The sequence below is a fragment of the Bradyrhizobium sp. AUGA SZCCT0160 genome, assembly GCF_018130105.1.
Lineage (GTDB): Bacteria > Pseudomonadota > Alphaproteobacteria > Rhizobiales > Xanthobacteraceae > Bradyrhizobium.
Genome location: NZ_JAFCMD010000018.1, coordinates 77112 through 102921, shown reverse-complemented (window position 1 = coordinate 102921; position 25810 = coordinate 77112). Strand labels below are relative to the sequence as shown.

Annotated in this window: 22 protein-coding genes; 13 read left to right on the top strand and 9 right to left on the bottom strand. The window is 63.0% G+C overall.

The genetic code is table 11. The annotated features are described in order from the left end of the window. Positions 1-46 precede the first annotated feature (46 nt). A complete protein-coding gene (locus tag JQ558_RS25920; protein ID WP_212206188.1) occupies positions 47-2140 on the bottom strand; it encodes a 3-hydroxyacyl-CoA dehydrogenase NAD-binding domain-containing protein in 2094 nt (697 codons plus the stop codon). 161 nt (positions 2141-2301) lie between these two features. Between JQ558_RS25920 and JQ558_RS25915 the strand changes: the two genes are divergently transcribed. The 10 genes from JQ558_RS25915 to JQ558_RS25870 all read left to right on the top strand — a co-directional run bounded on the left by JQ558_RS25915 (position 2302) and on the right by JQ558_RS25870 (position 14480). Further along, positions 2302-3165: an IclR family transcriptional regulator gene (locus JQ558_RS25915; protein ID WP_192737210.1), complete on the top strand. Its 864-nt coding sequence runs from the start codon at positions 2302-2304 to the stop codon at positions 3163-3165. Between the two features lie 69 nt (positions 3166-3234). Further along, complete coding sequence (locus tag JQ558_RS25910) at positions 3235-4035, top strand: ABC transporter ATP-binding protein (protein WP_212206186.1); 801 nt, start codon at positions 3235-3237, stop codon at positions 4033-4035. After that, on the top strand, positions 4032-4745 hold the full coding sequence (locus tag JQ558_RS25905; protein ID WP_212038501.1) for an ABC transporter ATP-binding protein: 714 nt from the start codon (positions 4032-4034) through the stop codon (positions 4743-4745). The genes JQ558_RS25910 and JQ558_RS25905 overlap by 4 nt, the downstream gene beginning before the upstream one ends. Before the next feature lie 11 nt (positions 4746-4756). Continuing rightward, positions 4757-5635, top strand: coding sequence for a branched-chain amino acid ABC transporter permease (locus JQ558_RS25900; RefSeq protein ID WP_212206184.1), 879 nt, complete (start codon positions 4757-4759; stop codon positions 5633-5635). Positions 5636-5637: 2 nt separating this feature from the next. Continuing rightward, positions 5638-6660: a branched-chain amino acid ABC transporter permease gene (locus JQ558_RS25895; RefSeq protein WP_212038499.1), complete on the top strand. Its 1023-nt coding sequence runs from the start codon at positions 5638-5640 to the stop codon at positions 6658-6660. A 33-nt stretch (positions 6661-6693) separates the two neighbouring features. After that, complete coding sequence (locus tag JQ558_RS25890; protein WP_409410581.1) at positions 6694-7914, top strand: ABC transporter substrate-binding protein; 1221 nt, start codon at positions 6694-6696, stop codon at positions 7912-7914. A 184-nt stretch (positions 7915-8098) separates the two neighbouring features. Beyond that, positions 8099-9328: an ABC transporter substrate-binding protein gene (locus JQ558_RS25885; RefSeq protein ID WP_212206174.1), complete on the top strand. Its 1230-nt coding sequence runs from the start codon at positions 8099-8101 to the stop codon at positions 9326-9328. Positions 9329-9500: 172 nt separating this feature from the next. Next, a complete protein-coding gene (locus tag JQ558_RS25880; protein WP_212295563.1) occupies positions 9501-10730 on the top strand; it encodes an ABC transporter substrate-binding protein in 1230 nt (409 codons plus the stop codon). Positions 10731-10856: 126 nt separating this feature from the next. Next, a complete protein-coding gene (locus tag JQ558_RS25875) occupies positions 10857-12140 on the top strand; it encodes a glycerate kinase (RefSeq protein WP_212295562.1) in 1284 nt (427 codons plus the stop codon). A gap of 198 nt (positions 12141-12338) precedes the next feature. Continuing rightward, the gene (locus JQ558_RS25870) at positions 12339-14480 is read left to right on the top strand and encodes an EAL domain-containing protein (protein WP_212295561.1); all 2142 of its coding nucleotides are present in this window, start codon (positions 12339-12341) and stop codon (positions 14478-14480) included. A gap of 59 nt (positions 14481-14539) precedes the next feature. Here JQ558_RS25870 and JQ558_RS25865 read toward each other — a convergent pair whose 3' ends face one another. Continuing rightward, the gene (locus tag JQ558_RS25865) at positions 14540-15058 is read right to left on the bottom strand and encodes a MarR family winged helix-turn-helix transcriptional regulator (protein WP_212275867.1); all 519 of its coding nucleotides are present in this window, start codon (positions 15056-15058) and stop codon (positions 14540-14542) included. Between the two features lie 174 nt (positions 15059-15232). Between JQ558_RS25865 and JQ558_RS25860 the strand changes: the two genes are divergently transcribed. The 3 genes from JQ558_RS25860 to JQ558_RS25850 are packed head-to-tail and all read left to right on the top strand — an operon-like array spanning position 15233 to position 18776. Next, positions 15233-16273 (top strand): branched-chain amino acid ABC transporter permease, encoded by a 1041-nt coding sequence (locus JQ558_RS25860; RefSeq protein ID WP_212295560.1) that lies wholly within the window; start codon positions 15233-15235, stop codon positions 16271-16273. Between the two features lie 5 nt (positions 16274-16278). Beyond that, entirely contained in the window at positions 16279-18048 is a 1770-nt protein-coding gene (locus JQ558_RS25855) for an ABC transporter permease subunit (protein ID WP_212275870.1), read from the top strand. Next, positions 18045-18776, top strand: a complete 732-nt coding sequence (locus JQ558_RS25850) for an ABC transporter ATP-binding protein (RefSeq protein ID WP_212275872.1) — start codon at positions 18045-18047, stop codon at positions 18774-18776. The genes JQ558_RS25855 and JQ558_RS25850 overlap by 4 nt, the downstream gene beginning before the upstream one ends. A 96-nt stretch (positions 18777-18872) precedes the next feature. Here the strand turns inward: JQ558_RS25850 and JQ558_RS25845 are convergent, their stop codons facing one another. From JQ558_RS25845 to JQ558_RS25815, 7 genes are all read right to left on the bottom strand, one after another. Further along, a complete protein-coding gene (locus tag JQ558_RS25845) occupies positions 18873-20024 on the bottom strand; it encodes an ABC transporter substrate-binding protein (RefSeq protein WP_192737102.1) in 1152 nt (383 codons plus the stop codon). Positions 20025-20138: 114 nt separating this feature from the next. Then, positions 20139-20558: a thioesterase family protein gene (locus tag JQ558_RS25840; RefSeq protein WP_212206158.1), complete on the bottom strand. Its 420-nt coding sequence runs from the start codon at positions 20556-20558 to the stop codon at positions 20139-20141. Between the two features lie 34 nt (positions 20559-20592). Continuing rightward, the gene (locus JQ558_RS25835) at positions 20593-21354 is read right to left on the bottom strand and encodes an SDR family NAD(P)-dependent oxidoreductase (RefSeq protein ID WP_212275876.1); all 762 of its coding nucleotides are present in this window, start codon (positions 21352-21354) and stop codon (positions 20593-20595) included. 46 nt (positions 21355-21400) lie between these two features. After that, entirely contained in the window at positions 21401-23296 is a 1896-nt protein-coding gene (locus tag JQ558_RS25830) for a feruloyl-CoA synthase (protein ID WP_212295559.1), read from the bottom strand. 1 nt (position 23297) lies between these two features. Beyond that, a complete protein-coding gene (locus JQ558_RS25825) occupies positions 23298-24098 on the bottom strand; it encodes a crotonase/enoyl-CoA hydratase family protein (protein WP_192737098.1) in 801 nt (266 codons plus the stop codon). 637 nt (positions 24099-24735) lie between these two features. Then, positions 24736-25272: an REP-associated tyrosine transposase gene (locus JQ558_RS25820; protein WP_212206149.1), complete on the bottom strand. Its 537-nt coding sequence runs from the start codon at positions 25270-25272 to the stop codon at positions 24736-24738. 74 nt (positions 25273-25346) lie between these two features. Further along, on the bottom strand, positions 25347-25808 hold the full coding sequence (locus JQ558_RS25815) for a DUF3237 domain-containing protein (protein ID WP_212275881.1): 462 nt from the start codon (positions 25806-25808) through the stop codon (positions 25347-25349). Between the last annotated feature and the right edge of the window lie 2 nt (positions 25809-25810).

Genomic DNA, 25810 nt, shown 5'->3' with positions numbered 1-25810 from the left:
AAGGGGGGAGGGAACGGAGAGTGCGAGCCTGTGTCGCCTTCGGCCATCAAGCCGCTTTCGACTGCGCCAGCGACGCAAAGGTCTTGCCCTCCGCGGCGAGACGCTTGAGCAGCGGCGCCGGTTCGAGCGAAGGATCGTTGGTCTCCTTGGCATAGTACGACAGACGATCCGCGATGTGCTTGAGGCCGACCTGGTCGGCATAGAACATCGGGCCGCCGCGATAGATCGGCCAGCCATAGCCATAGAGCCAGATCACATCGATATCGCTCGGACGCGCCGCGATGCCCTCCTCCAGGATCCGCGCGCCCTCGTTGATCATCGGGTACATCATGCGCTCGAGGATCTCGTCATCGCTGACGGTGCGGGTCTTGCGCCCCAAGCGCTGCAGGGTTTCCGCGATCAGCTTCTCGACTTCCGGATCGGGCATCGGCGAGCGCGAACCGCCTTCATACTTGTAGTAGCCCTTGCCGGTCTTCTGGCCGAAGCGGCCGGCCTCGCACAGCGCGTCCGCGATTTCCGACTTGATGCCGCGGTCTTTCCGCGAGCGCCAGCCGATATCGAGGCCGGCGAGATCGCCCATCGCGAACGGGCCCATCGGCATGCCGAATTTCGTCACGACGGCATCGACCTGCTGCGGCAAGGCGCCTTCGAACAACAGCTTTTCCGACTGCTTGCCGCGCTGCGCCAGCATGCGATTGCCGACAAAGCCGTCGCAAACGCCGACCACCGCCGGAACTTTCGCAATTTTGCGCGCGATCGAGACGGCCGTGGTCAAGGCATCCGGCGCGGTCTTGTCGGCGCGCACGATCTCGCACAGCTTCATGACGTTGGCCGGGGAGAAGAAGTGCATGCCGAGCACGTCCTGTGGACGGCTGGTCACCTTCGCGATCTCGTCGATGTTGAGATAGGAGGTGTTGGAGGCGAGCACGGCGCCCTTCTTGGCGTGCTTGTCGAGCGCGGTGAACACTTCCTTCTTGACCGCCATGGTTTCGAACACGGCTTCGATCACAAGGTCAGCGTCCTTGACGTTCTCAAGGCCGACCACGCCGGTGATCAGGCCCATCCGCTTGGCCGGCGCATCGGCTGGGATGCCACCGCGCGCGGCGGTCGCCTCGTAATTCTTCTGCATCACGCCCATGCCGCGCTTGAGCTGCTCTTCGCCGGTTTCGATCAGCGTCACCGGGATACCGGCATTGGCGAACGACATCGCAATGCCGCCGCCCATGGTGCCGGCGCCGATGATGGCGACACGCTCGACATTGCGCGGCTTGGTGCCTTCGGGAACGCCGGCGACTTTTGCCGCCTCGCGTTCGCTGAAGAAGGCGTAGCGCTGCGCCTTCGACTGGTCTGACGACACCAGCTTGAGGAAGCCCTCGCGCTCCTTCTTCAACCCCTCGTCGAACGGCAATTCGATCGCGGCGCGCACGGCGTCGGCGGCGGCGAACGGGGCTTCCAGCCCGCGCGCCTTCTTGGTGAGGGCCGCGACGGCGTTGGTGAAGATCGAAATGTCGGCTTTCGCCGCGGCGAGTTTTGAATCGTCGTCGCGCAGCTTGCGCAGCGGACGCTTCTCCGCCAGCACCTTGAGGGCAAAGGCCTCGCCGCCCGAGGCCGGGCCTTCGACGATTTCCTCGATCAGGCCGTTCTTGAGGGCTTCCGCGGCGCTGATCGGATCACCGCTGACGATCATCTTGACCGCCATTTCCGGGCCGATCGCGCGCGGCAGGCGCTGCGTGCCGCCGGCGCCGGGCAACAGGCCGAGCTTCACTTCCGGCAGGCCGAGTTTTGCCTCTTTGGTCGCGACGCGGTAGTGGCATGCCAGAGCGACTTCGAGACCGCCGCCGAGCGCGGTGCCGTGGATCGCGGCAATGATCGGCTTCGGCGAGTTCTCCATCGCGACCAGCACTTCATGCAGGCCGGGCGGCTTCGGCGGCTTGCCGAATTCGGTGATGTCGGCGCCGGCGATGAAGGTGCGGCCGCCGCAGGTCAGCACGATCGCCTTTACCTCGGGATCAGCGATCGCGGCCTTCATGCACTCGAAAATGCCGCCACGCACGGCGGCGCTGAGCGCGTTTACCGGGGGGCTGTTGACCGTGACGATGGCGATGGCGTCATGACGTTCGAGTGTTACGACTTCGTTCACGGGACTCTCCCTTGATCCTTGTTCTTGGTTTGCCGCTCGACTTGCGTTGAGTAGCTACGGGCTTTGTTGATTTCGCACTGCGAAATTCAATTCCACATCTTGACAGCGAGGGTTATTTTGAAGCACGTCCCTTGTCAACGAGCTCGGCACAGCAGCAGGCAATGAAACGTCCAGGGAAGAAAGCGGCGACTGACCGCAGCTTCGTCGTCGCGCTCTCCCGCGGACTTGATGTGTTGCGCGCATTCCAACCCAACGACGGGCTTCTTGGCAATCAAGAGATCGCTGCCCGTACTAAATTGCCGAAGCCAACCATTTCCCGGCTGACCTACACCTTGACCAAGCTGGGTTACCTTACACCCGTTCCGCGGTTCGAAAAGTATCAGCTCGCGCCATCAGCCATGGCCCTGGGGTATGCCGCGCTGGCCAATCTCGGCGTTCGGCATTTGTCCGAACCCTACCGTGAAGCGCTGATGCGCGAGACCGGCGGCGCGGTTGCGGTCGGCGGCCGCGACCGTCACAGCATGATCTATTTCGGCCAGAGCCGGACCGGCTTGCTTGGGGTGCAGCTCGACGTCGGTTCGCGGGTACCGATCGCGACCACCGCGATGGGGCGCGCCTACATCTGGGCACTGCCCGATGACGAGCGCGCCGCTTTGTTGCGCGAACTGCGCGATCACTACGGCAGCCGCTGGGCCCGGATGCGCGACGGCATCGAACGCGCGGGCGAAATGGTGGTGCGTCAGGGATTCACGATCTCCGCAGGCGAATGGCAAGACGATGTGCACGCGGTAGGCGTTGCGTTGAAGCTCAGCGATGGAACCGGGCCGTATGCCTTCAATTGTGGCGCGCCCGCTTTCCGTTTCACGGAAGATCGCTTGATCAACGACATTGGACCTCGCCTTGTGACGATGGTAAGGAACATCGAGGCGGCGCTGGGCGGCGCGGCCCCGCAATCCAAAAAAGAAGAGAACAAGAAATTGAAAGCAGGAGGGAAAGTTGCACGTGTGGTCGAGGGGATCAGGTAGCCATCATCATGGCCAGCGCAGAGTTTCGCGCGGTCATTCCCGCCCCATGAGTCATGTGGGCGGGACGCGATGACGCAGGCACAGCTCGCGCAGGGAAATGCTCCCTTGCTTGCGGTTCGCGACGTTAGCGTCGTGTTCGGCGGCATCATCGCGTTGAATGGCGTGTCCTTTGACATGCACAAGGGCGCCATCCTCGGCCTGATCGGACCGAACGGCGCCGGCAAGACGACGCTCTTCAACTGCCTTTCCAGGCTTTATCAGCCGAGCACCGGCGACATCCTGATGGAAGGCGTCAGCATCCTGACGCGGCCAGCGCACAAGATCGCCGAGATCGGCATCGGCCGCACCTTCCAGAACGTCGCGCTGTTTCCCAATCTCTCGGTGATGGACAATGTTCGCGTCGGCTGCCACGCGCGCTCCTCCAGCGACATCATCTCGGATTCGCTCAAGCTCGCCTGGGTTCGGCGCGGCGAAACGGAGATCAACAGGAAGGTTCATGAGATCCTCGATTATCTGGATCTCGGTGACGTCGCCCATACCGTGGTGTCCGGTCTGCCCTTCGGCACCCAGAAGCGCGTTGAGCTGGCGCGCGCGCTGGCTGCCGATCCGAAGATCCTGCTGCTCGACGAGCCCGCCGGCGGTCTCAACCACGAGGAAGTTCACGTGCTCGGCGACCTGATCCGCCGCATTCGCGACGAACGCCATATGACCGTGCTGCTGGTCGAACATCACATGGGTCTTGTCATGTCGATCGCCGACCATGTCGTCGCGCTCAATTTCGGCCGCAAGCTTGCCGAGGGAACCCCGGCCCAGGTCCAGGCCGACCCGGATGTCATCAAAGCCTATCTGGGGAGCAAGGACGACCAATGACCGCGATGCTCAACGTCAAGGATTTGCGGGCCTATTACGGCCAGGTCCAGGCGCTCCATGGCCTGTCCTTTGCCCTCAACGAGGGCAGCCTGACCACGCTGCTCGGGGCCAACGGCGCCGGCAAGACCACCACCCTGCGGGCGATCTGCAACATGGTTCGCTCCACCGGCGCTATCGAATTCGAGGGCAAGTCGCTCTCCGGCCGTTCGACCGAAAACGTCGTCCGTCTCGGCATTGCGCATGTGCCACAGGGCCGCGGCACTTTCACCACCATGACGGTGGAAGAGAACCTGCAGCTCGGCGCCATCACGCGCAGCGACTCGAAGAACATCGTTTCCGACATCGAGCGCATGTACGCGCATTTCCCGGTGCTGAAGGAACGCCATACCCAGCAGGCCGGAACGCTGTCGGGCGGCGAACAGCAAATGCTCGCGGTCGCGCGTGCGCTGATGTTGCGGCCGCGGCTGATGCTGCTGGACGAGCCGTCCTTCGGTCTCGCCCCCCTGATCGTGCGCGACCTGTTCAAGATCCTCGGCAAGATCAACCGTGAGGACAAGGTTACCATTCTGGTGGTGGAGCAGAACGCGCAACTGGCTCTGGAGCTCGCCGATCAGGCCTATGTGATCGAAACCGGAAAAATCGTGATGTCGGGGAACGCGAAGGAAATCGCGAGCAACGAAGACGTCCGCAAATCCTATCTGGGCTACTGAGGAGCACGGCCGTGGAACTATTTACCAACCAAGTCCTGGCCGGCGTCGCCACAGGCGCGATCTATGCCTGTATGGCGCTCGCGGTGGTCATGATCTACCAGGCGATCGACCATCTGAATTTCGCCCAAGGCGAAATGGCGATGTTCTCGACCTTCATCTCCTGGCAGCTGATGCAGTGGGGCATACCCTACTGGTGGGCCTTCCTGGCCACGCTGGCGATTTCGTTCGCAGGCGGCATCCTCATCGAGCGGCTGCTGTTCAAGCCACTCGCCAAGGCCCCGGTCCTGACCAACGTCGCCGGCTTCATCGCCCTGTTCGCCATCGTCAACTCGGTCGCCGGCCTGATCTGGGATTTCACCATCAAGCAGTATCCGACGCCGTTCGGATCCTCGCCCTTCCTCGGCAGCCAGCTGATCTCGACCCACCAGGCCGGGATGATCGGCGTCACTCTGCTGATGCTGGTCGGGCTGTACCTGTTTTTCCAGTTCACCCGGATCGGCCTTGCGATGCGCGCTGCTGCGGCATTGCCGGAATCGGCGCGGCTGGTCGGCGTCAACACCTCCTGGATGATTGCGCTCGGCTGGGGCATGGCCTCCGCGATCGGCGCCGTCGCCGGCATCCTGATCGCCCCGGTCGTGTTCCTCGAACCGAACATGATGGGCGGCGTCCTGGTTTACGGCTTTGCCGCCGCCGTGCTCGGCGGACTTAGCTCGCCGCTTGGCGCCGTCATCGGCGGCTTCCTGGTCGGCGTCTTCGAGAACCTCGCCGGCACCTACATCCCCGGCGTGGGCAATGAACTGAAACTGCCGATCGCGCTTGCGCTGATCATCACCGTCCTGGTCTTCAAACCTGCCGGTCTCTTCGGCCGAACCATCGTCAAGCGAGTCTGATCATGAGCGCAGCTGCAGAAGACGCCGTTACAGAAGCCCCGGCCGTCGAGGCCGTTCCGAAGCGCGCCATGACGCTGGGCACCGGCACCTCGCTGGTGATCCTGGCGGCGCTGCTCGTTACCCCCATATTCGTGAAGAACTTCGTCGTCTTCCAGATGACGATGGTCATGATCTACGGGATCGCGGTGCTGGCGCTCAACATCCTGACCGGCGGAAGCGGTCAGTTCTCACTCGGCCAGAGCGCGTTCTACGCGCTCGGCGCCTATACGTCGGCGGTCCTGATGGAAGTCGCCAACGTGAACTACGCGCTGACGCTGCCGATCGCGGGCCTGGTGTCGTTCGGCGCCGGCTATCTGTTCGGCAAGCCCGCCTTGCGGCTTTCCGGCATCTACCTGGCCCTTGCCACCTTCGCGCTGGCGGTCGCCATGCCGCAGCTCCTGAAGCTGCATTTCCTCGAGGCTTGGACCGGCGGCGTGCAGGGCCTCACCGTCATGAAACCCGATGCGCCGTTCGGCCTGCCGATCGGACAGGACAAGTGGCTCTACTACTTCACACTGGCGATCTCGCTGGCGATCTATATCGGGTCGATCAACCTGCTGCGCTCGCGCTCGGGCCGCGCCTTCATGTCGATCCGCGACAATGAGATCGCGGCCTCAGCCATGGGCGTCGACGTCGCGCAGTACAAGACGCTCGCCTTCGGCGTGTCCGCGGGCATCACCGGCATCGCCGGCGGGCTCAGCGCCATCGTCGTGGCGTTCGTGGCGCCCGACAGCTACACGATCAACCTGGCCATCGCGCTGTTCCTCGGCATGGTGGTCGGCGGCGTGGGCTGGCTGCCGGGCTCGTTCGTCGGCGCGGCCTTCATCATCTTCGTGCCCAACATCGCCGAGAGCATCTCCAAGGGCCTCTCCGGCGCCGTGTTCGGCGTGCTGCTGTTCCTTGTCATCTTCCTGGTGCCGCACGGCGCAAGGCAGGTCGCAATGGTTGCCCAGCATTTGCTCGGCAAACTAACGAAGAAAAACTAACCTCAAACTCGAATACAGGATCCGGATATAATGATGCTTTCGACAAGAAGCGCCGCGTTCGCGACGGCGCTCATCGCCTCTTTTGCCGTCAGCGGCAATGCTCTCGCCCAGAAGAAGTACGACACCGGCGCGTCCGATACCGAAATCAAGATCGGCAACATCATGCCCTACAGCGGACCGGCGTCCGCCTACGGCGTGATCGGCAAGACCGAAGAGGCCTACTTCAAGAAGATCAACGCGGAAGGCGGCATCAACGGCCGCAAGATCAACTTCGTCTCCTACGACGACGCCTATTCGCCGCCCAAGGCGGTCGAGCAGGTCCGCAAGCTGGTCGAAAGCGACGAAGTGCTCGTCGTGTTCAATCCGCTCGGCACGCCCTCCAACAGCGCGATGCAGAAGTACCTCAACTCCAAGAAGGTGCCGCAGCTGTTTGTGGCCACCGGCGCCACCAAGTGGAACGAGCCCAAGGACTTCCCCTGGACCATGGGCTGGCAGCCCAGCTACCAGAGCGAAGCGCGCATCTATGCCAAGTTCCTGATGAAGGAAAAGCCGGCTGCCAAGATCGCCGTGTTTTATCAGAACGACGATTTCGGCAAGGATTACCTCAAGGGCCTGAAGGACGGCTTCGGCGCCAAGGCGTCGATGATCATTGCCGAGGAAAGCTACGAGACCTCGGAGCCGACCATCGACAGCCACATCGTCAAGCTCAAGGCCACCGGCGCCGACGTCTTCATCAACATCGCCACGCCGAAATTCGCCGCCCAGGCGATCAAGAAGATCGCGGAAATCGAATGGAAGCCGATGCACCTGCTCACCAACGTCTCGGCGTCGGTCGGCAGCGTGATCAAGCCGGCGGGCTTCGAGAACGCGCAAGGCATCCTCTCGGCGGCCTACGCCAAGGACGGCGCGGACGCGCAGTGGGACAATGATCCCGCGATGAAGAAGTTCTACGACTTCCTCGCGAAGTATTATCCCGAGGCCAACAAGCTCGACGGCTCCGTGGTCTACGGCTACGGCGCGGCGCAGACCATGGTGAAGGTGCTGGAAATGTGCGGGGACGATCTCACCCGCGCCAACGTGATGAAGCAGGCGGCGAGCCTGAAGGACTTCACGCCCGACACCCTGCTGCCCGGCGTCAAAATCAACACGTCAGCCAAGGATTTCGCCCCGATCGAACAGCTTCAGATGCAGCGGTTCAAGGGCGAGAAATGGGAGCTGTTCGGCGACATCATCAGCGGCGAACTCAGTAATTAATATTCCGCGTCACGGGCAGTACGCCCGGGACCTTAGACAAAATATCGCCTCCCGCGGCTCCGTCGCGGGGGGCTTTTTGTTGCCCGGCGCGGCCGAAAGGTATTCAATAAAGGCAGGAGCCGGAAAGTGCTCCAACTTCAAGAAAAAACGACACATTCATCATGGTCTCCAGGGAGAGAAAAACATGCCTGCTATCAACTTGCGATTGGGGGCCTTTTCGGCTGCCCTCGCAGTACTTGCCGCCACCAGCAGCGGCGCACTTGCCCAAAAGAAATACGACACCGGCGCATCCGACACCGAGATCAAGATCGGCAACATCATGCCCTACAGCGGACCCGCTTCCGCCTACGGCGTGATCGGCAAAACGGAAGCCGCCTATTTCAACAAGATCAATGCGGAAGGCGGCATCAACGGCCGCAAGATCAACTTCGTTTCCTACGACGACGCCTATAGTCCGCCGAAGACGGTCGAGCAGGTGCGCAAGCTGGTGGAGAGCGACGAAGTTCTGCTCGTCTTCAATCCGCTCGGCACGCCGCCGAACTCGGCGATCCAGAAATACATGAACCAGAAGAAGGTGCCGCAACTGTTCGTCGCCACCGGCGCGACCAAATGGAACGACCCCAAGGAGTTTCCCTGGACCATCGGCTGGCAACCGAACTACCAGAGCGAAACCATCATCTACGCCAAGTACATTCTGAAGCACAAGCCGGACGCCAAGATCGGCGTGCTGTACCAGAACGACGATTACGGCAAGGATTACCTGAAGGGCCTGAAGGACGGACTTGGTGCCAAGGCGGCGTCGATGATCGTCCTGGAGGAGAGCTTCGAAGTGTCGCAGCCGACCATCGACTCCCACATCGTCAAGCTCAAGGCGAGCGGCGCCGATGTGTTCATCAACATCACCACCCCGAAATTCGCGGCACAGGCGATCAAGAAGAACATGGAGATCGGCTGGAAGCCGCTGCACTTCCTCAACAACGTCTCGGCCTCGATCGGCAGCGTCATCAAGCCTGCCGGCTTCGAAAACGCGCAGGACATCATCTCGTCGAACTACCTGAAGGATCCGACCGACAAGCAATGGAAGGACGATGCGGGGATGAAGGCCTGGAACGAGTTCCTGGACAAATACTACCCCGAAGCCAACCGTGCCGACGCGTCGGTCATGTACGCCTACACCGTGGCCCAGGGCCTCGTTCACGTGCTGAAAGCCAGCGGTGACAACCTGACCCGCGAAAACATCATGAAGCAGGCCGCCAGCATCAAGAACCTCGAGCTCGGCGGCTTGCTGCCCGGCATCAAGGTCAACACCTCGGCGACCGACTTTGCCCCGATCTCGCAACTGCAGCTCATGAAGTTCAAGGGCGAGGGCTGGGAACTGTTCGGCGAAATTCTCACGGGCGACGTCGGCGGCTAGCTCGACTGCCTGACTACTAAAGGAGCAGCCCCTGCGGCATCGCCGCAGGGGCTTTTTCTTGATGCTTTGCGCTAAATCGTATTCAATCCCGTCCACGTCATGCGCAAACTGCAATCAACAACAGAGCATGGCGCTTGCACAAAAAGACAATCTCAAAAAAGGGAGAATCGGAATGCCTATTGCTACCAGCAGACTCGCTATTGCCTCGGCCGCGTTCATTGCGTTCGCAGCCACGAGCAACGGCGCGCTCGCTCAAAAAAAATACGACAGCGGCGCCACCGATACTGAAATCAAGATCGGCAACATCATGCCCTATAGCGGTCCTGCTTCCGCCTACGGCGTGATCGGCAAGACCGAAGAGGCCTACTTCAAGAAGATCAACGCGGAAGGCGGCATCAACGGCCGCAAGATCAACTTCATCAGCTATGACGATACCTACTCACCGCCGAAGACCGTCGAGCAGGCGCGCAAGCTGGTCGAAAGCGACGAGGTGCTGCTGGTGTTCAACCCGCTGGGGACTCCGCCGAATTCGGCGATCCAGAAGTATCTGAACTCCAAGAAGGTGCCGCAGCTGTTCGTCGCCACCGGCGCCACCAAGTGGAACGATCCGAAGAACTTCCCCTGGACCATGGGATGGCAGCCCAACTATCAGAGCGAAACGCAAATCTATGCGAAGTACATTCTGAAGGAGAAGCCGAACGCCAAGATCGCCGTGCTGTATCAGAACGACGACTACGGCAAGGACTATCTGAAGGGCTTCAAGGACGGGCTCGGTGCCAAGGCGGCGTCGATGATCGTCATCGAGGAGAGCTATGAAGTCTCCGAGCCGACGATCGATTCCCACATCGTCAAGATGAAGTCGACCGGCGCCGACGTGTTCATCAACATCACCACGCCGAAATTCGCGGCGCAGGCGATCAAGAAGAACGCCGAAATCGGCTGGAAGCCGCTGCACTTCCTCAACAACGTCTCGGCTTCGATCGGCAGCGTCATCAAGCCGGCCGGCATGGAAAACGCCCAGGACATCATCTCGTCGCAATATTTGAAGGATCCGACGGATGCGCAGTGGAAGGACGATCCCGGCATGAAGGCCTGGAACGCGTTCCTGGACAAGTATTATCCGGAAGCCAACCGCGCCGACGCGTCGGTGATCTTCGGCTACACCGTGGCCCAAGGTCTGGTGCATGTGTTGAAGGCTTGCGGCGATAATCTCACGCGCGAGAACGTCATGAAGCAGGCGGCCAACATCAAGAACCTCGAACTCGAAGGCTTGCTGCCGGGTATCAAGGTCAACACCTCGCCCACCGACTTTGCGCCGATTTCGCAGGTGCAGCTGATCAAGTTCAAGGGCGAGACGTGGGAACGCTTCGGCGAAATCCTCTCCGGTGACGTCGGCGGCTAGCTATCTGGAATTTCGATCGGCCCATTTGTGGCCTCAAGCGCCCCCGCGGCCTCGCCCGCGGGGTTTTCTTTTGCGGCGATTGGATGGATAACCGGTCTCCCATTCGCGATCTCTGGCGTGAAACCGATGACCGACCGACGTCCCCTCCTGCGTGCGATCTTCGATGCGGCCGTCGCGGCCGCGCATCCCGATGTGGTGCTGTCGGCGCATTTGCCCCCAGCACCCAAAGGCCGGGTGATTTGCCTTGCCGCCGGCAAGGGCGCCGCGGCCATGGCCGCGTCCGCCGAGCGGCACTATCTCGATACGCTCGCGCTCGACCCGGAGCGCCTCACCGGCATTGCCACCACCCGGCATGGCCACGGCGTGCCGACGCGGCGGATCAGGGTAGTCGAAGCCGGCCATCCCGTGCCCGACGAAGCCGGGCTGAAAGCCGCCGACGACACGCTACGTCTCGCGGCCGAGGCAACCGCCGACGACCTGTTACTGGTGCTGCTGTCGGGCGGCGGCTCGGCGAACTGGATCGCCCCGGTCGAGGGCGTTACGTTCGCGCAGAAGCAGCAGGTGAACCGCGCGCTGCTCCGTTCCGGCGCGCCGATCGGCGAGATGAATATCGTCCGCAAGCATTTGTCGCGCATCAAGGGCGGCCGGCTGGCCCGCGCCGGGCACCGCGCCGCCGAAATCGTCACGCTGGCGATCTCGGACGTGCCGCACGACGACCCGTCCGCGATCGCCTCGGGACCGACGGTACCGGATCCGACCACGCTGGCGGACGCCCGCGCGCTGGTCGCAAAATACAATCTCGCCGTCGACGACGCGGTTCGGCGCGCGCTGGACGACCCGAAGAACGAGAGCTGCAAGCCCGGCGATTCCGCTTTCGCGCGCGCGCGATTCGAACTGATCGCGCGGCCGAAGGCCTCGCTCGATGCGGCGATCAGGATTGCACAGGAAGCGGGCTACACCATCATCGGTCTCGGTGCCGACCTCGAAGGCGAGGCGCGCGAGGTCGCGGCCGCGCACGTCCAACTGGCGCTGAAAGCGCGCAGCGAGGGCAAGCGCACCGCGATCCTGTCGGGCGGCGAACTCACCGTGACCGTGCGCGGCAACGGCCGCGGCGGCCCCAACCAGGAATATGCACTGGCGCTGGCGGACCTCTTGAAAGAGATACCGGACGTTAGTGCGTTGGCCGGCGATACCGACGGCGCCGATGGCGGCGCCGGCAGCGCGAGCGATCCCGCCGGCGCCGTGATCGACCAGACCACATTTGCGAAGATGAAATCGCTTGCCCTCGATCCCAGGGCCTATCTGGACAACAACGACGCCACCGCCTTCTTTGTGGCAACGGGCGACCTGCTGCTGACCGGTCCGACGCTCACCAATGTCAACGACGTCAGGGTGATCCTGGTCGACTGAATTTGGGCCGCGGTCCTTTGATTTGGGCCCTTCGACTTGATATCCGCCCAGGCCGACGGCATTAACGTTTTGTTGAGGACATTCGCAGGAATGCACGGGCAATGGCCGCCTCTCAAAGCTGCAATTCACCAGCCTGGTCCTTAATAGGACCCTCCTTATTGCCGGGGTGCCGCAAATCGCGGCAGGGGGAACGCGGAAATGGTGGATTCTGTAGCGGGGGCGATCCGCCCCGAGCCCGCTCACTTGAGTGCGCGGCTCGAGGAGGCGATCAATCATCTGTCGCTCGGCATTGTCGTCTTCGATGAGAAGCGGCAAGTCGTCTTCTGCAACAGACGTTACGCGCAGATGTACGGGCTTTCGCCGGAACAGGTGAAGCCGGGCACGCCGACCAGCGAACTGATCCGGCACCGGCTGAGGCTCGGCCTGAAAGCGGCGGTGGCGCCGGATGATTACGTTCGCGCCCGCGTCGGACAGGACATCGCGCTCGACACCACGTTCCAGGAGTTCACCGACGGGCGGATCATCGCCTACACGGTCTACCCGATGCCCGGCGGCGGCGGGATGTCGACCCATGAGGACATCACCGAGCGCGAAGAACTCCATGCCCGCCTGAAGACACAATACGAGCTGGGAAGGCAGCAGGAAGAGGCGCTGCGGATACGCAACTTCCAGTTCGACACCGCGATCAACAACATGTCGCAGGGGCTGTGCTTCTTCGATTCCGACCACCGCCTGATCGTGTGCAACGACCGCTTCGTCGAGATGTACGACATTCCGTTCGGCCGTGTCGGCCCCGGCACGCCGCTGACTGAAATCGTCGATCTTCGCTTTGAAGCCGGCAGCTTCCCCGCGATGACCCGGAATGAATATCTGGACTGGCGCACCAATGTCGCGGTTTCCAACGTCGCCAAAGACAGCATCGTCGAACTGCAGAACGGGCGCACCTTCATGATCCGCCATCGGCCGATGCCCGGCGGCGGCTGGGTCGCCACGCACGAGGACATCACCGAGCAGCGGCAATCCGAGGTCAAGATCGAATACATGGCTCACCATGATTCGCTCACCGAGCTCGCCAACCGGGTGCTGCTCAACGAACGGCTCGAACACGCCCTGGGCCGCGAGGAAACGGTCGCGATTCATCACCTTGATCTCGACCAGTTCAAGGCTGTCAACGACACGTTTGGCCATCACGCCGGCGACAAGCTTCTGAAGATCGTCGCCGAGCGCCTGTGCGGGTTGGTTCGCCACACCGATACCATTGCGCGAATGGGCGGCGATGAATTCGTCATCGTGCAGGCCCCGATCGCGGACCCGGCCGATGCAACGTCGCTGGCGCAGCGCGTCATCGGCCTTTTGAGTGAACCCTACGACCTTGACGGTCACCAGGCCGTGATCGGCGCCAGCATCGGCATCTCGGTCGGACCCGGCGACGGCAACAGCCCCGACAAGTTGTTGCGGAGTGCAGACCTCGCGCTGTACCGCGCCAAGGGCGACGGACGCGGCACGTTTCGCTTCTTTGAGCCTGTCATGGATCTGCAGATGCAGACGCGCCGCGTCATGGAACAGGATCTGCGCAAGGCGCTGCCGGCGGGCGAGTTCGAGCTGCACTATCAGCCGGTCGTCAATCTGGCGAGCAACGAGATCAGCGGCTTTGAGGCCCTGATCCGCTGGAATCATCCGACCAAGGGCATGATTTCGCCGGCCGCGTTCATCCCGCTGGCGGAGGAGATCGGATTCATCGTCCCGATGGGCGAATGGGTCATCCGCCAGGCCTGCGCTACCGCGGCGCAATGGCCCGGCAACCTCCACATCGCCGTCAACATTTCGGCGGTGCAGTTTCGCAACCCCGGCTTGATGCAGGTGATAACAGGCGCGCTTGCCGCATCAAGGCTGGACCCGGCCCGGCTGGAGATCGAAATCACCGAGACCGTGCTGCTGCACAACAAGGAAGCGACACTCGCGGTGCTGCATCAGTTGCGCGAGCTTGGCATCCGGATCGCGATGGACGATTTCGGCACCGGCTATTCCTCGCTGACCTATCTGCAGAGTTTCCCGTTCGACAAGATTAAGATCGACCGCTCCTTCGTCAAGGACATCACCGAGAATTCGGGCTCGCTCAACATCGTGCGCGCGGTCGCAGCGCTCGCCAACGGCATGGGCATGACGGCCACCGCCGAAGGCGTGGAGACCAAGGAACAGCTCGACAGCATCGCGTCCGAAGGATGCACGGAGATGCAGGGCTTCCTGTTCAGCAAGCCGCTTCCCGCCCGCGAGATCGAGCGGCTGTTTCTGAAGGGGAATGGGGCGAAGGCAACTGCTGGACGTATCGTCGCTGCGTGATTCAAACACTTCGTCATTCCGGGTTCATCGCTGCGCGATGCCCCGGAATGACAGTGCAGCTAAAACTCCGCCGCGATCTTCGACAGCATATCGAGCAGTGCGACGCGATTGGCCGGCCCCAGCACTTCGTTGAGGCGGGCTTCGTGTTTGGTGGCGACGAGCTTCTTGGCGCGCGCCAGCACCGCGCGGCCCTTGTCGGTCAGCATCAGGATGTGGGAGCGGCGGTCGTTGGTCGAACGCATCCGCGTGCAGAGATCGCGGCTCTCCAGCGCGTCGAGCATCGCCACGAAATTCGGCCGGAGGATACCGAGCGTATTGGCGATCTCGGTCTGGTTGCGGCCGGGATTCTTGTCGAGCAGCAGCAGCACCGAGAATTGCGCCGGCGTCAGCTGCAGCGGCGCGACGCAGCGCAGGAAGTCCTCGAACACCCTCAGCTGCGCACGCTTCAGCGAATAGCCGAGCAGGTCGGACAATTCGCCCATATGCAGGGCGGCATTGTCAGCAGCGCCGTCGACAGGATCCTTGCCGCCTGCGCGGGAAGGCTTGACGGCGTCGGTGGCCGCCTTGGAAACTGTCATCGCAGGGGCTCGCAATCCCGATAAAAAGGTCCGCCAATGGTCCGGGCCTTGAGGTTATGTTTGATAATTGTTATAGACTATATCAAATGTCGGCTTCTTTCAACTGCCGATATCGGACCGCCGGCTAACCCTTAAGGGTCGGGATCGGCGCGACGCGTGAGGGGAGCGCCAGTCTTGAATACGACGATCATGCTGTTCCTGCTGCAGGACGGCATCACCAATGGCGCGATCTATGCGTTGCTCGGGCTGGCGCTGGTGCTGGTGTTTGCCGTCACGCGCGTGATCCTGATCCCGCAGGGCGAATTCGTTACCTTCGGCGCGCTGAGCTACGCCATGCTGGCGACCGGTCAGGTGCCGGGCACGGCGCGGCTGGCGGTCGCGATGGGTGTCGTCGCCTTCGGCCTCGATCTGTATGCGGCACGGCGCTCGCTCCGCATCAAGCTGGTGGTGCGCTCGGTGCTGCTCAACATCGTGCTGCCGGTGGCGATCCTGGCGCTGACCTTCGCCCTGGCCGGTCCCAAAACCCCGATTGCAATCAATATCGCGTTGTCGCTGCTGATCGTCGCGGCGATCGGGCTGTTTCTCTATCGCATCGCCTTTCAGCCGCTCGCGCACACCTCGGTGCTGGTGCTGCTGATCGCCTCGGTCGGCTGCCACCTCGCGCTGCAGGGCCTTGGCCTCGTGTTCTTCGGCGCCGAAGGCCTGCGCGGACCGGCGCTGTCGAATGCGGCGTTCACGATGGGACCGCTGCGCTTCACCGGCCAGAGCATCGCCGTCTACGGCCTGACCATCGCCTTCATCATCGCGCTGTGGCTGTTCTTTGGCTTCACGCTAATGGGCAAGGCGCTGCGCGCCACCGCCGTCAATCGCCTCGGCGCCCGCCTCGTCGGCATCCGGACCACGCTGTCGGGGCAGATCGCCTTCCTGCTCGCCTCCGTGATCGGCGCGATTTCGGGCATCCTAATCGTGCCGATCACGACGCTCTATTACGACACCGGCTTCCTGATCGGCCTGAAAGGTTTTATTGCCGCCATCATCGGCGGGCTGGTGAGTTACCCGCTGACGGCGGTCGCGGCGCTGGTGGTCGGCAGCGTCGAGGCCTTCTCCTCGTTCTACGCCAGTAATTTCAAGGAGGTCATCGTTTTCACGCTGATCCTTCCCGTGCTGGTGCTGCGTTCGCTCGCAGCCCCCGCGGTCGAGGAAGAGAAGGACTGACGATCATGACGCAGCGGCTTCCCCTCATCATCTTCGCCATCGTCATGGCGGTAATCCCGTTCATCCCGGGCATACCGCCGTTCTGGATCGTCCTCTTGGACAATATCGGCCTCGCCGCGCTGGTTGCGATGGGCCTCGTACTGCTGACCGGCGTCGGCGGCCTCACTTCGTTCGGCCAGGCCGCGTTTTGCGGCTTCGGCGCCTACACCACCGCGGTGCTGACCACCGCCTATGGCGTGTCGCCGTGGCTGACGCTGCCGCTCTCGCTGCTCGTCAGCGGCATCGCGGCGGTCCTGCTCGGCATCGTCACGGTGCGGCTGTCCGGCCATTATCTGCCGCTCGGCACCATCGCCTGGGGCATCGGGCTGTTTTACCTGTTCAGCAAGCTCGAATTCCTCGGCCGCAATGACGGCATTTCCGGCATTCCGCCGCTCAGCATCGGCGGCTTCCGGATGCTCGATCCCGGCACGATCTATTTCGCGATCTGGATCGCCGTGCTGCTCTCGGCGCTGCTGACCATGAACCTGCTGGATTCCCGCACCGGCCGCGCCATCCGCGCGCTGCGGCGCGGGCATATCGCCGGCGAAGCGTTCGGCGTGCAGACGCCGCGCGCCAAGCTGCTGGTGTTCATCTATGCGGCGGTGCTGGCCGGCCTTTCCGGCTGGCTCTACGCGCATTTCCAGCGCGCCGCCAACCCGACGCCGTTCGGCGCCCATGCCGGCATCGAATATCTGTTCATCGCCGTCGTCGGCGGCGCCGGCTATGTCTGGGGCGCGGTGCTCGGCGCCGGCATCGTGGTGATCCTCAAAGAGATCCTGCAGAGCTACCTGCCGTATATTTTCGGCGGCCAGAGCCAGCTCGAAACCATCGTGTTCGGCATCCTGCTGGTCGTCCTGCTGCAACTGGCGCCGACCGGCGTGTGGCCCTGGCTGATGTCGAAGCTGCCGCTCAAGCCGGCGCGCAAGATCCCCGACACCTCGCTCGAGCCGCCCGGGCGCGTGCGTGCGCCGTCGACACCTGCGGCGCTGCTGCAGGTCGACAAGGCGCGCAAGCAATTCGGCGGCGTCATCGCCGTCAACGACGTCAGCTTCGACGTCGGGGCGCGCGAGATCGTCGCCCTGATCGGCCCCAACGGCGCCGGCAAGAGCACGACCTTCAACCTGATCACGGGTGTCTTGACGTCGACCAGCGGCGCGATCTCGGTGCTCGGCAACAAGGTCGACAACGCGCCGCCGCAGGAGGTCGTCAAGCTCGGCGTCAGCAGAACCTTCCAGCACGTCAAGCTGGTGCCCGACATGACCGTGCTCGAGAACGTCGCGATCGGCGCGCATCTGCGCGGCCATGCCGGCGCGATATCAAGCATGTTCCGGCTCGACCGCGCTGATGAGGCCCGATTGCTGGCCGAAGCCGCGCGCCAGATCGAGCGCGTCGGCCTCGGCGACCAAATCGACCAGCTGGCGGGAAGCCTGTCGCTCGGCCAGCAGCGCATCGTCGAAATCGCCCGCGCGCTGTGCGTCGATCCGCTGCTGCTGCTGCTCGACGAGCCCGCCGCCGGACTGCGCCACATGGAGAAGCAGCGGCTCGCCGCGCTGCTGCGGCAACTGCGCGACGGTGGGATGTCGGTACTGCTGGTCGAGCACGACATGGGTTTTGTGATGGATCTCGCCGACCGGATCGTGGTGCTCGACTTCGGCACCAAGATCGCCGAGGGCACGCCGGCCGCGATCAAGACCAACCCCGACGTGATCAAGGCCTATCTCGGAGCCACCGCATGAGCGCGCTGTTGAAGGTGAGCGAAGCGCATGTCGCCTACGGCAAGGTCGAGGCGGTGCGCTCGGTTTCGCTCGAAGTCGCTGATAACGAGATCGTCACCATCATCGGCGCCAACGGGGCCGGCAAGACGACGCTGCTGAACGCCATCATGGGCATCCTGCCGCTCACGGGATCTGCGGCTTTCGCCGGCGCGGATATGGCCGCCCTCGACATCGAGGACCGCGTCGCTGTTGGGCTCAGCCTGGTGCCCGAGCACCGCGAACTGTTCGGCACCATGAACGTCGAGGACAATCTGCAGCTCGGCGCGTTCCGGATTCCGAAGGCGATTGCTGCGAGATCGTTCGAGCGGGTCTACACGCTGTTTCCGCGGCTGAAGGAGCGGCGCAAGCAGCTGGCCGGCACGCTCTCCGGCGGCGAGCAGCAGATGCTGGCGATGGGCCGCGCGCTGATGGGTGCGCCGAAGCTCTTGATGCTGGACGAGCCGAGCCTCGGCCTCGCCCCGATCATCGTCGCCGACATCTTCCGCACCATCGGCGAACTCCGCGCCGCCGGCGTCTCGGTGCTGCTGGTCGAACAGAACGCGCAAGCCGCATTGAAGATCGCCGACCGCGCTTACGTGATGGAGCTCGGCGAATTCGTCCTGAGCGGCCCGGCCGGCGACATCGCCACCAACGCACGCGTCGCCGCAAGCTATCTCGGCTTCACGCACGAGGGCGAGAGCGCGATTTAGGCAGTAGGGTGGGCAAAGGCGCTCTTGCGCCGTGCCCACCATTCTTCATGGAGGTAGTGGTGGGCACGCTTCGCTTTGCCCACCCTACGACGTCCCTCACTTCGCCGGAACGTACTTCCCGTTGTTCACGGTCAGGATGATGCGCGAGCGGTCATCCAGGCCGTAGCGGTCTTTTTCGGTGAAGTTGTAGACGCCCTGGCTGGCGGCGATGTCGCGTTCGGTTAATAGCGCCTGACGGATGCCTTCACGGAATTCCGGCGTGCCGGGCTTGCCGGCCTTCAGGGCCGGCGGAATGACGCGCTTGAGGACTTCAAAGGCATCATAGGAATGGCCGGCGAACTGGCTGCGGCTGTTGGCGCCGTACTTGGCTTCATAGGCGGTGTTGAGCGCGAGACCCGGCTTCTTGGTCAGTGCGCTGTCGGGCTGGGTTTCCGGCGACATCACCGGACCGGAAGACATGATCACGCCTTCCGCCGCCGCACCAGCAATACGGATGAAGTCCATGCTGGCGGCGCCGTGGGTCTGATAGATCAGGCCCTTGTAGCCACGCTCACGCAGCGCGGCCTGCGGCAAGGCCGCGGCGGTGCCGGAGCCGCCGACGAGGACCGCGTCGGGATTGGCGGCGAGCAGCTTCAGCACCTGGCCGGTGACCGACGTATCGGTACGGGCATAACGCTCTTCAGTCGCGAGGGCTATGCCCATCGGAACGGCCTGGGCCTTGAAATCATTGAACCAGAGGTCGCCGTAGGAATCCGAGTAACCGATGTAACCGACGGTCTTGATGCCGTGGGCCTTCATGTGCTCGTACAGCACCTTGCCCATGATCGGGATCGGCTGCGGCATCGCGACCGACCATTTCATGCGCGCCTCGTTGATCGGCAGCGGCGCCAGCGCGAAATGCGGAATGCCGGCTTCGTTGGCGACGGTGGAGACGGCAATCGTCGGCGGCGTGGTCGACGAACCCATGATGATGTCGGCCTTGGATTCGGTGACGAAGCGCCGCGCGTTGGTGGTGGCGGCGGTCGGATCGCCGCCGTCGTCGAGCACGATCAGTTTCAGCGGCACGCCGCCAATTTCCTTCGGCACGAATTCCAGCGCATTGCGCTCGGGAATGCCAAGGGCCGCGGCCGGGCCGGTGGTGACGATGGTGATGCCGATGACGATTTCATTGGCTTGCGCCAACGCGGGCACGGCCGGCAGCGCCAGCGACGCCGCAATCACGGCAGCGGACAGATAAAACTTCTTCATTCATTCCTCCCTTGGATATTGTTTTAATTTTAGATCAAAAATCGGTCGCCAGTTCAGCCCCTTCTTTAGGTCATGCGACGCGCCAAGTCAGCTAACAAGTCCGCCATATATGTCTCAGCCCCGCGTAAACCGCTCGATGATCTCCGGCGGCATCGGAGCCGATTTCAGCCGCGCGGGATCGTCCGGATGCCTGCCGACCAGCACGCGGGTCTCGAACGCCTCAATCGCCAGCGCCTCGCCCTTGAACACGTTGTGGACCACCTCGAAGCTGGAGCGCTTGAAACTCTCGATCCGGCTTTCGATTCTGATCCAGTCGCCATGGGTCGATGGGATGTGGAATTTCGCCCGCGTATCGACCATGGGAATGCCGACGAGGCCGTATTTGTGGATGATGTCCTGTTTCGAAAAACCGGCCGCTTCGAACATGATCGAGGTCGAATCGTCGAACATCGCGAAGTAGCGCGGGTAGTAGACGATGTTGGCGGGGTCGCAATCGCCCCACTGGATCTGCACGTCGCGGCGGTTAACGAACATCACTCAACCCCGATGATGTAATCCAGGACCATACTTAGCGCGGGGCCATGCGGAGCGCGGCATCGAGCCGCACCACTTCGCCGTTCAGATAGGGGTTGTCGATCATATGCAGCGCCAGCGAGGCAAATTCATCGGCCTGCCCGAGCCGGCGAGGGAACGGGATCGAGGCGGCGAGCGAGTCCTGTGCTTCCTGCGGCAAATTGGCCAGCAGCGGCGTGAGGAACAGGCCGGGCGCAATGGTCAGCACGCGAATGCCGAATTGCGCCAGTTCGCGCGCGATCGGCAGCGTCATCGCGACGATGCCGCCCTTGGAAGCCGAATAGGCTGATTGGCCGATCTGGCCGTCATAGGCCGCGACCGAGGCGGTCGAAATCACGACGCCGCGCTCGCCGGTTTCAAGCGGGTCCAGCTTCGACATCCCTGCGGTTGCGAGCCGCAGCATGTTGAACGAGCCGATCAGATTGACCTTGATCACGCGGTCGAAATCGGTGAGCGCCATCGGGCCTTCCTTGCCGATCACGCGCTTGGCGACGCCGATGCCGGCGCAATTGACCAGCACGCGGGCCGGGCCATGCGCCTTCGCGGCGGCGGCGACCGCCGCTTCCGCCGAGGCGGCGTCCGAGACGTCGCAGACCACGGCGACGCCGCCGATTTCGGCGGCGACGGTTTCAGCAAGCTTGGCGTTGAGGTCGCACACCGCGACCTTGGCGCCCTGCGCGGCAAGCCGGCGCGCGGTGGCCGCGCCCAATCCGGATGCGCCACCGGTGACGATGGCGGCCTGGTCCTTCAACTGCATGGTGCTTCTCCCTGGTAGAATCTTCTCGAAGTTGAGTTGCTGGAATTCATTTCAGCGCGATGACCTGCGCCGGCGGCGCCGGTGAATAAATCTGATCGATCAGCGCGCTGCGATGCTCGATCACCGCGCGCTGGTTGATGGAGCCCTTGTCGGTGACTTCGCCGCGATCGATCGACAGCGCCGCATCGAACAGCACCGCGCGCGTGATCCGGGTCGACGAGCCCGTGGCTTCGGCCAGCAGCTTTTGAAACCGCTCGCGGAACGCCGCGCGGATCAGCGGATCGGCTGCCGCTGCCGCGAGATCGTTCGCCGGAAGTTTTGGATTGATGAGACGGCAGCCGTCGAGATCGAGCATCACCAGCGCCGATAGTTCGTCGCGGTTGATGCCGGCGATCACGACATCGCGCACCAAAGGCGCGCAGGCCGCGACGAACCGCGCTCTCAAGGGGCCGACGCTGACCCAGGTGCCGCTGGCGAGCTTGAAATCCTCTGCGATGCGGCCATCGAAGTCGAAGCCGGCGTCGAAATTGTCGGGATCAACAGGCTTGAGCGCATCGCCGAACTTGTAGAAACCTTCCTCGTCGAACGCCGCCGCGGTCAGTTCGGGCTGACGCCAGTACCCCGGCGTGACGTTCGGACCCTTGGCGCGGACTTCCAGCTTGCCGTTGTTGGGCAGGAGCTTTGCGTCGTTGCCGAGCACGGGCAGGCCGACATGGCCGGAGCGGCTGGTGTCGGGCCGTACCGACATGAAGAACGGCGAGGTTTCCGTGGCGCCGAGGCCGGTCAGCATCGGTACGCGAAAGCCGGTCTCCTGCACCGCGAGTTCGTCGAGGCTGTTCCAGATGAACGGCGACAGCGCCGCGCCGGAGAAGAACATCGCATGCAACCGTCCGAAAAACTTTGCGCGCAGCGCTGAATCTTCGCGCAGATAAGGCAGCAGCGATTCATAGCCCTTGGGGACGTTGAAATAGACCGTCGGCGAAATCTCCCGGAGGTTACGCACGGTCTCCTCGATGCCGCCGGGCATCGGCTTGCCCTCGTCGAGATACATCGAGCCGCCGTTGAACAGTGTCAGCCCGATATTGTGATTGCCGCCGAAGGTGTGATTCCACGGCAGCCAGTCGATGATCACGGGCGGCTCGTCCATCAGGAAGGCCAGCGTTTCGCGCAGCATCACCTGGTTGGCGCAGATCATCCGCTGGGTGTTGATGACGGCCTTGGGGTTGCCGGTCGAGCCCGACGTCAACAGAAACTTGGCGATGGTGTCCGGGCCGATGGCGTCATGGGCCGCGTCGAGGCGCCAATGCTCCGGCGTCGCCAAGAGGTCCGACAGCAGCGTCACGTCGCGGCCAGGCACCTCGCCGCGCGTTGCTGCGATCTCCGTTCCCTGCGAAACGTTGGTGGCAAGTGCATCGGCGAATTTGCCTGCGTCGTCGGCGAAGACGAGGCCGGGCGTCAACAGCTTCATCAGGAAGGCGAGCTTGCCGTAGTCGCGCGACACCAGCGAATAGGCCGGCGATACCGGGCAGAAGGGAATGCCGGCATAGAGCGCGCCGAACGCCAGCAGCGCATGGTCGACCGAATTGCCTGACAGGATCACGATCGGCTTTTCCGCCGAAAGCCCGCGCGCCAGCAGCGCCGAGGCGATGCGCCGCGTCGAGGTCAGCAGTTGCGCGTAGGTGAGCTTGCGCCAGCCGCCGGTCGTCGCGTCGCGTTCCGCCATGAAGACGCGCTCGGGCGCTTCCTTCGCCCAATGATGCAGGCGATCCGTTATGCGCACGGGATAGTCGCGCAGTTTGAGCTTCGGCCTGAGATAGATGGTGCCGTCATCGCGGCGATCGACCGTGATGTCGGGATTGCCGAACGAGATCGCGCGGAGCGGATGGGCGCTGCCGGTGCGCGTGCCGCTTTCAATCGGGGACATGCTGGGCTTGGCGCTCATGTCAGGTCGGTTTCACTTTGGCGGTCTTGCGATCGAGAAACTCGCGGATCCGGCGTTTTGCTTCCTTGTCGCTCTGCGCCACCGTGGCCATCAGCGACTCCATCAACAGGCCGGCCTGCGGATTGGCTTCCGCGATCATCGGCAGCGCCTGAAGCACCGCAAAATTGGTTAGCGGGGCATTGGCCGCGACGCGTTCGGCCAGTTCCAGCGCCTTGGGCAGCGCGCCGCCGGCCTCGGTGAGATATTGCGAGAAGCCGTAGGCGGCGCCTTCGGTCGCGGAATAGACCCGCCCCGTCAACATCATGTCGGTCATCCGCGCCACCCCGATCAGCCGCGGCAGCCGCACCGAGCCGCCGCCGCCGACGAAGATACCGCGCTGGCCCTCGGGCAGCGCGAAATAGGCTGACGGTTCGGCGACGCGGATATGCGCGGCGCAGGCCAGCTCCAGCCCGCCGCCGATCACCGCGCCCTTGAGCGCCGCAATGACGGGCACGGGGCTATATTGAATGCGGTCGAACACCCGATGCCACATCTGCGAGTGCCGCAGGCCCTCGGTCGCATCGTGCTCGGTCAGTTCGGACAGATCGAGGCCGGAGGAGAAATGGTCGCCGATGCCATGGATGACCACGGCGCCGGTCCCTTCGGGAAGATTGGCGAAGCAATCCTGGATCGCAAGGATAATGCCGTCGTTCAGCGCATTGCGCTTGGCGGGCCGGTTGAGGCCGACGGTCAGCACCGCGCCTGACTTCTCGATGGTGAGCAATCCGGCCTGGTCAGCGGTTGCGGAAGCGGCGTTTCCCATGGATTATTGTTTCCCGTCCAGAATAGTTATATTTTATAACTATTGGCGAGGGAGTCAATCCTCTCGCTTTTGTCGTCCCGGCCTTGAGCCGGGACCCATACTGCCGCGGCAGTCATTGTTGCAGAAGGTGTCTAACGCCAGCGCTCTAACGGATAGGCCGCGGCGTGGGTCCCGGGTCAAGCCCGGGACGACGGCGGTGTTTGTAGCTGCACCGTGCACTAAGCGCACTTTCACCTTCTCGCGACGCATTGCGCCCGAGCTTTGCCAGAAATTCCTTTGCCCTCGAAAATAGAGGGCGCAGGGAAGACCGGGTGCGCGCTGCACCCGCGGTCCCGTGTGCGGTTAGCACAAAACAAAATGCACACGAGCATACAGGGCAGCGGAGAACACCCGGCCTTCCCTGCGCAATGGCTTTACGGCTTATGCCGTGATCTCCCCGGAGACGAGTTCTCCAGCAACAAAGTTGCGGCGGTAGCCGGCCATGCGGGCACGCTCGGGCGGTAAGGTGATGGGTTTCGCGAAGAGCTCAACCCATCCTACGCTCTGCGTCAATTGGGACGACGTAACACATAGTCACGCTTTAAGTGCGTAGGATGGGTTGAGCTCTTCGCGAAACCCATCGTCTTGCTCAGCAAACCTATCCCCGTTCGCCAAAACCTGCATCCTCGTTCATCACGACGCCTGCCCAATCCTCAGGATAGACGCCTAGCTTCACCATGCGATGGAACGACGAAAAAGGCCAATCCACAACCCGCGCGACGAGACCATGTTTCACCGGATTGATATGGATGTAGTCGACGTGGCGCTCAAAGTCGGTCTCGTCGCGAACGGTATGCTCCCAGTACCGGCGTTGCCAGATGCCGCGCTCGCCCTTGGCCGCGCGGCTCCCGGAAATTTGTTCGCCGGCCGGCAGGCTGTGCGAGAACACCGACTTGATCAGTCGCCAGCGTGTGGCAAAATTGGCGTCGCCCTCGGGGAGTGTCCATACCGCGTGGAGGTGATCGGGCAGAACGACCATGGCGTCGATCGTGAACGGATGCTGCTGCCGCACCTTCCGAAACGCCATGCGCAATTCATCGATGTGCTCTGTCAGGAGGCGCAACCGTCGATCCGCGAGATTGACGGTGAAGAAGAAGCAGCCTCCAGCAACGAAGTTGCGACGATAGCCGGTCATACGGGCACACTCGCGCGGTGAGGTGATGGGTTTCGCGAAGAGCTCAACCCATCCTACGGCCTACTCCGAAAGGCTCACAACACCTGGTGCACGTCGATGACGACGCGGTCGGTGTGGCGGGCGGCGGAGCCGATGAAGAGGTTTTCCATCAGCCAGCGGTATTTTTCGTGGCCGGTTTCGAATTTCGGCACGGTGCGGAAGTAGATCAGCTTGGGATCGACCGGCTCGCCGCGCTTGAGTTTTTGCAGCAGATCGACCGGACCGAAACGCAGCCCCTTGTTCTCGACATAGACGGTCGCGCCGTCGTCGGTCTCGAAGGCGTATTTGGCTTCCAGCTCGATCAGCTCGTTGGGCCGGATGATCTGAAAATCCGCGCCGAACGCGCAGATCTTGCCGTTGACGCCTTCGCCCTGCACCTCGCCGCCCAGGATCGGGATGATCCGGCGCACGCCGTGGCCGGTCTCGCCGGCCGAAGTCACCTCGCCGATGCGGACGGTAAGCGTGAAGATATACTTTGTCTCAAGCTGCGGCGTCATGG

Bases quoted from the DNA above. Each gene is read 5' to 3' on its own strand.
- JQ558_RS25890 (WP_409410581.1), top strand. From the start codon at position 6,694: ATGCTTTCGACAAGAAGCGCCGCGTTCGCGACGGCGCTCATCGCCTCT.
- JQ558_RS25905 (WP_212038501.1), top strand. From the start codon at position 4,032: ATGACCGCGATGCTCAACGTCAAGGATTTGCGGGCCTATTACGGCCAG.
- JQ558_RS25915 (WP_192737210.1), top strand. From the start codon at position 2,302: ATGAAACGTCCAGGGAAGAAAGCGGCGACTGACCGCAGCTTCGTCGTC.
- JQ558_RS25875 (WP_212295562.1), top strand. From the start codon at position 10,857: ATGACCGACCGACGTCCCCTCCTGCGTGCGATCTTCGATGCGGCCGTC.
- JQ558_RS25910 (WP_212206186.1), top strand. From the start codon at position 3,235: ATGACGCAGGCACAGCTCGCGCAGGGAAATGCTCCCTTGCTTGCGGTT.
- JQ558_RS25835 (WP_212275876.1), bottom strand. From the start codon at position 21,354: ATGCAGTTGAAGGACCAGGCCGCCATCGTCACCGGTGGCGCATCCGGA.
- JQ558_RS25840 (WP_212206158.1), bottom strand. From the start codon at position 20,558: ATGTTCGTTAACCGCCGCGACGTGCAGATCCAGTGGGGCGATTGCGAC.
- JQ558_RS25885 (WP_212206174.1), top strand. From the start codon at position 8,099: ATGCCTGCTATCAACTTGCGATTGGGGGCCTTTTCGGCTGCCCTCGCA.
- JQ558_RS25865 (WP_212275867.1), bottom strand. From the start codon at position 15,058: ATGACAGTTTCCAAGGCGGCCACCGACGCCGTCAAGCCTTCCCGCGCA.
- JQ558_RS25825 (WP_192737098.1), bottom strand. From the start codon at position 24,098: ATGGGAAACGCCGCTTCCGCAACCGCTGACCAGGCCGGATTGCTCACC.
- JQ558_RS25820 (WP_212206149.1), bottom strand. From the start codon at position 25,272: ATGACCGGCTATCGTCGCAACTTCGTTGCTGGAGGCTGCTTCTTCTTC.
- JQ558_RS25815 (WP_212275881.1), bottom strand. From the start codon at position 25,808: ATGACGCCGCAGCTTGAGACAAAGTATATCTTCACGCTTACCGTCCGC.
- JQ558_RS25895 (WP_212038499.1), top strand. From the start codon at position 5,638: ATGAGCGCAGCTGCAGAAGACGCCGTTACAGAAGCCCCGGCCGTCGAG.
- JQ558_RS25845 (WP_192737102.1), bottom strand. From the start codon at position 20,024: ATGAAGAAGTTTTATCTGTCCGCTGCCGTGATTGCGGCGTCGCTGGCG.
- JQ558_RS25870 (WP_212295561.1), top strand. From the start codon at position 12,339: ATGGTGGATTCTGTAGCGGGGGCGATCCGCCCCGAGCCCGCTCACTTG.
- JQ558_RS25855 (WP_212275870.1), top strand. From the start codon at position 16,279: ATGACGCAGCGGCTTCCCCTCATCATCTTCGCCATCGTCATGGCGGTA.
- JQ558_RS25850 (WP_212275872.1), top strand. From the start codon at position 18,045: ATGAGCGCGCTGTTGAAGGTGAGCGAAGCGCATGTCGCCTACGGCAAG.
- JQ558_RS25880 (WP_212295563.1), top strand. From the start codon at position 9,501: ATGCCTATTGCTACCAGCAGACTCGCTATTGCCTCGGCCGCGTTCATT.
- JQ558_RS25830 (WP_212295559.1), bottom strand. From the start codon at position 23,296: ATGAGCGCCAAGCCCAGCATGTCCCCGATTGAAAGCGGCACGCGCACC.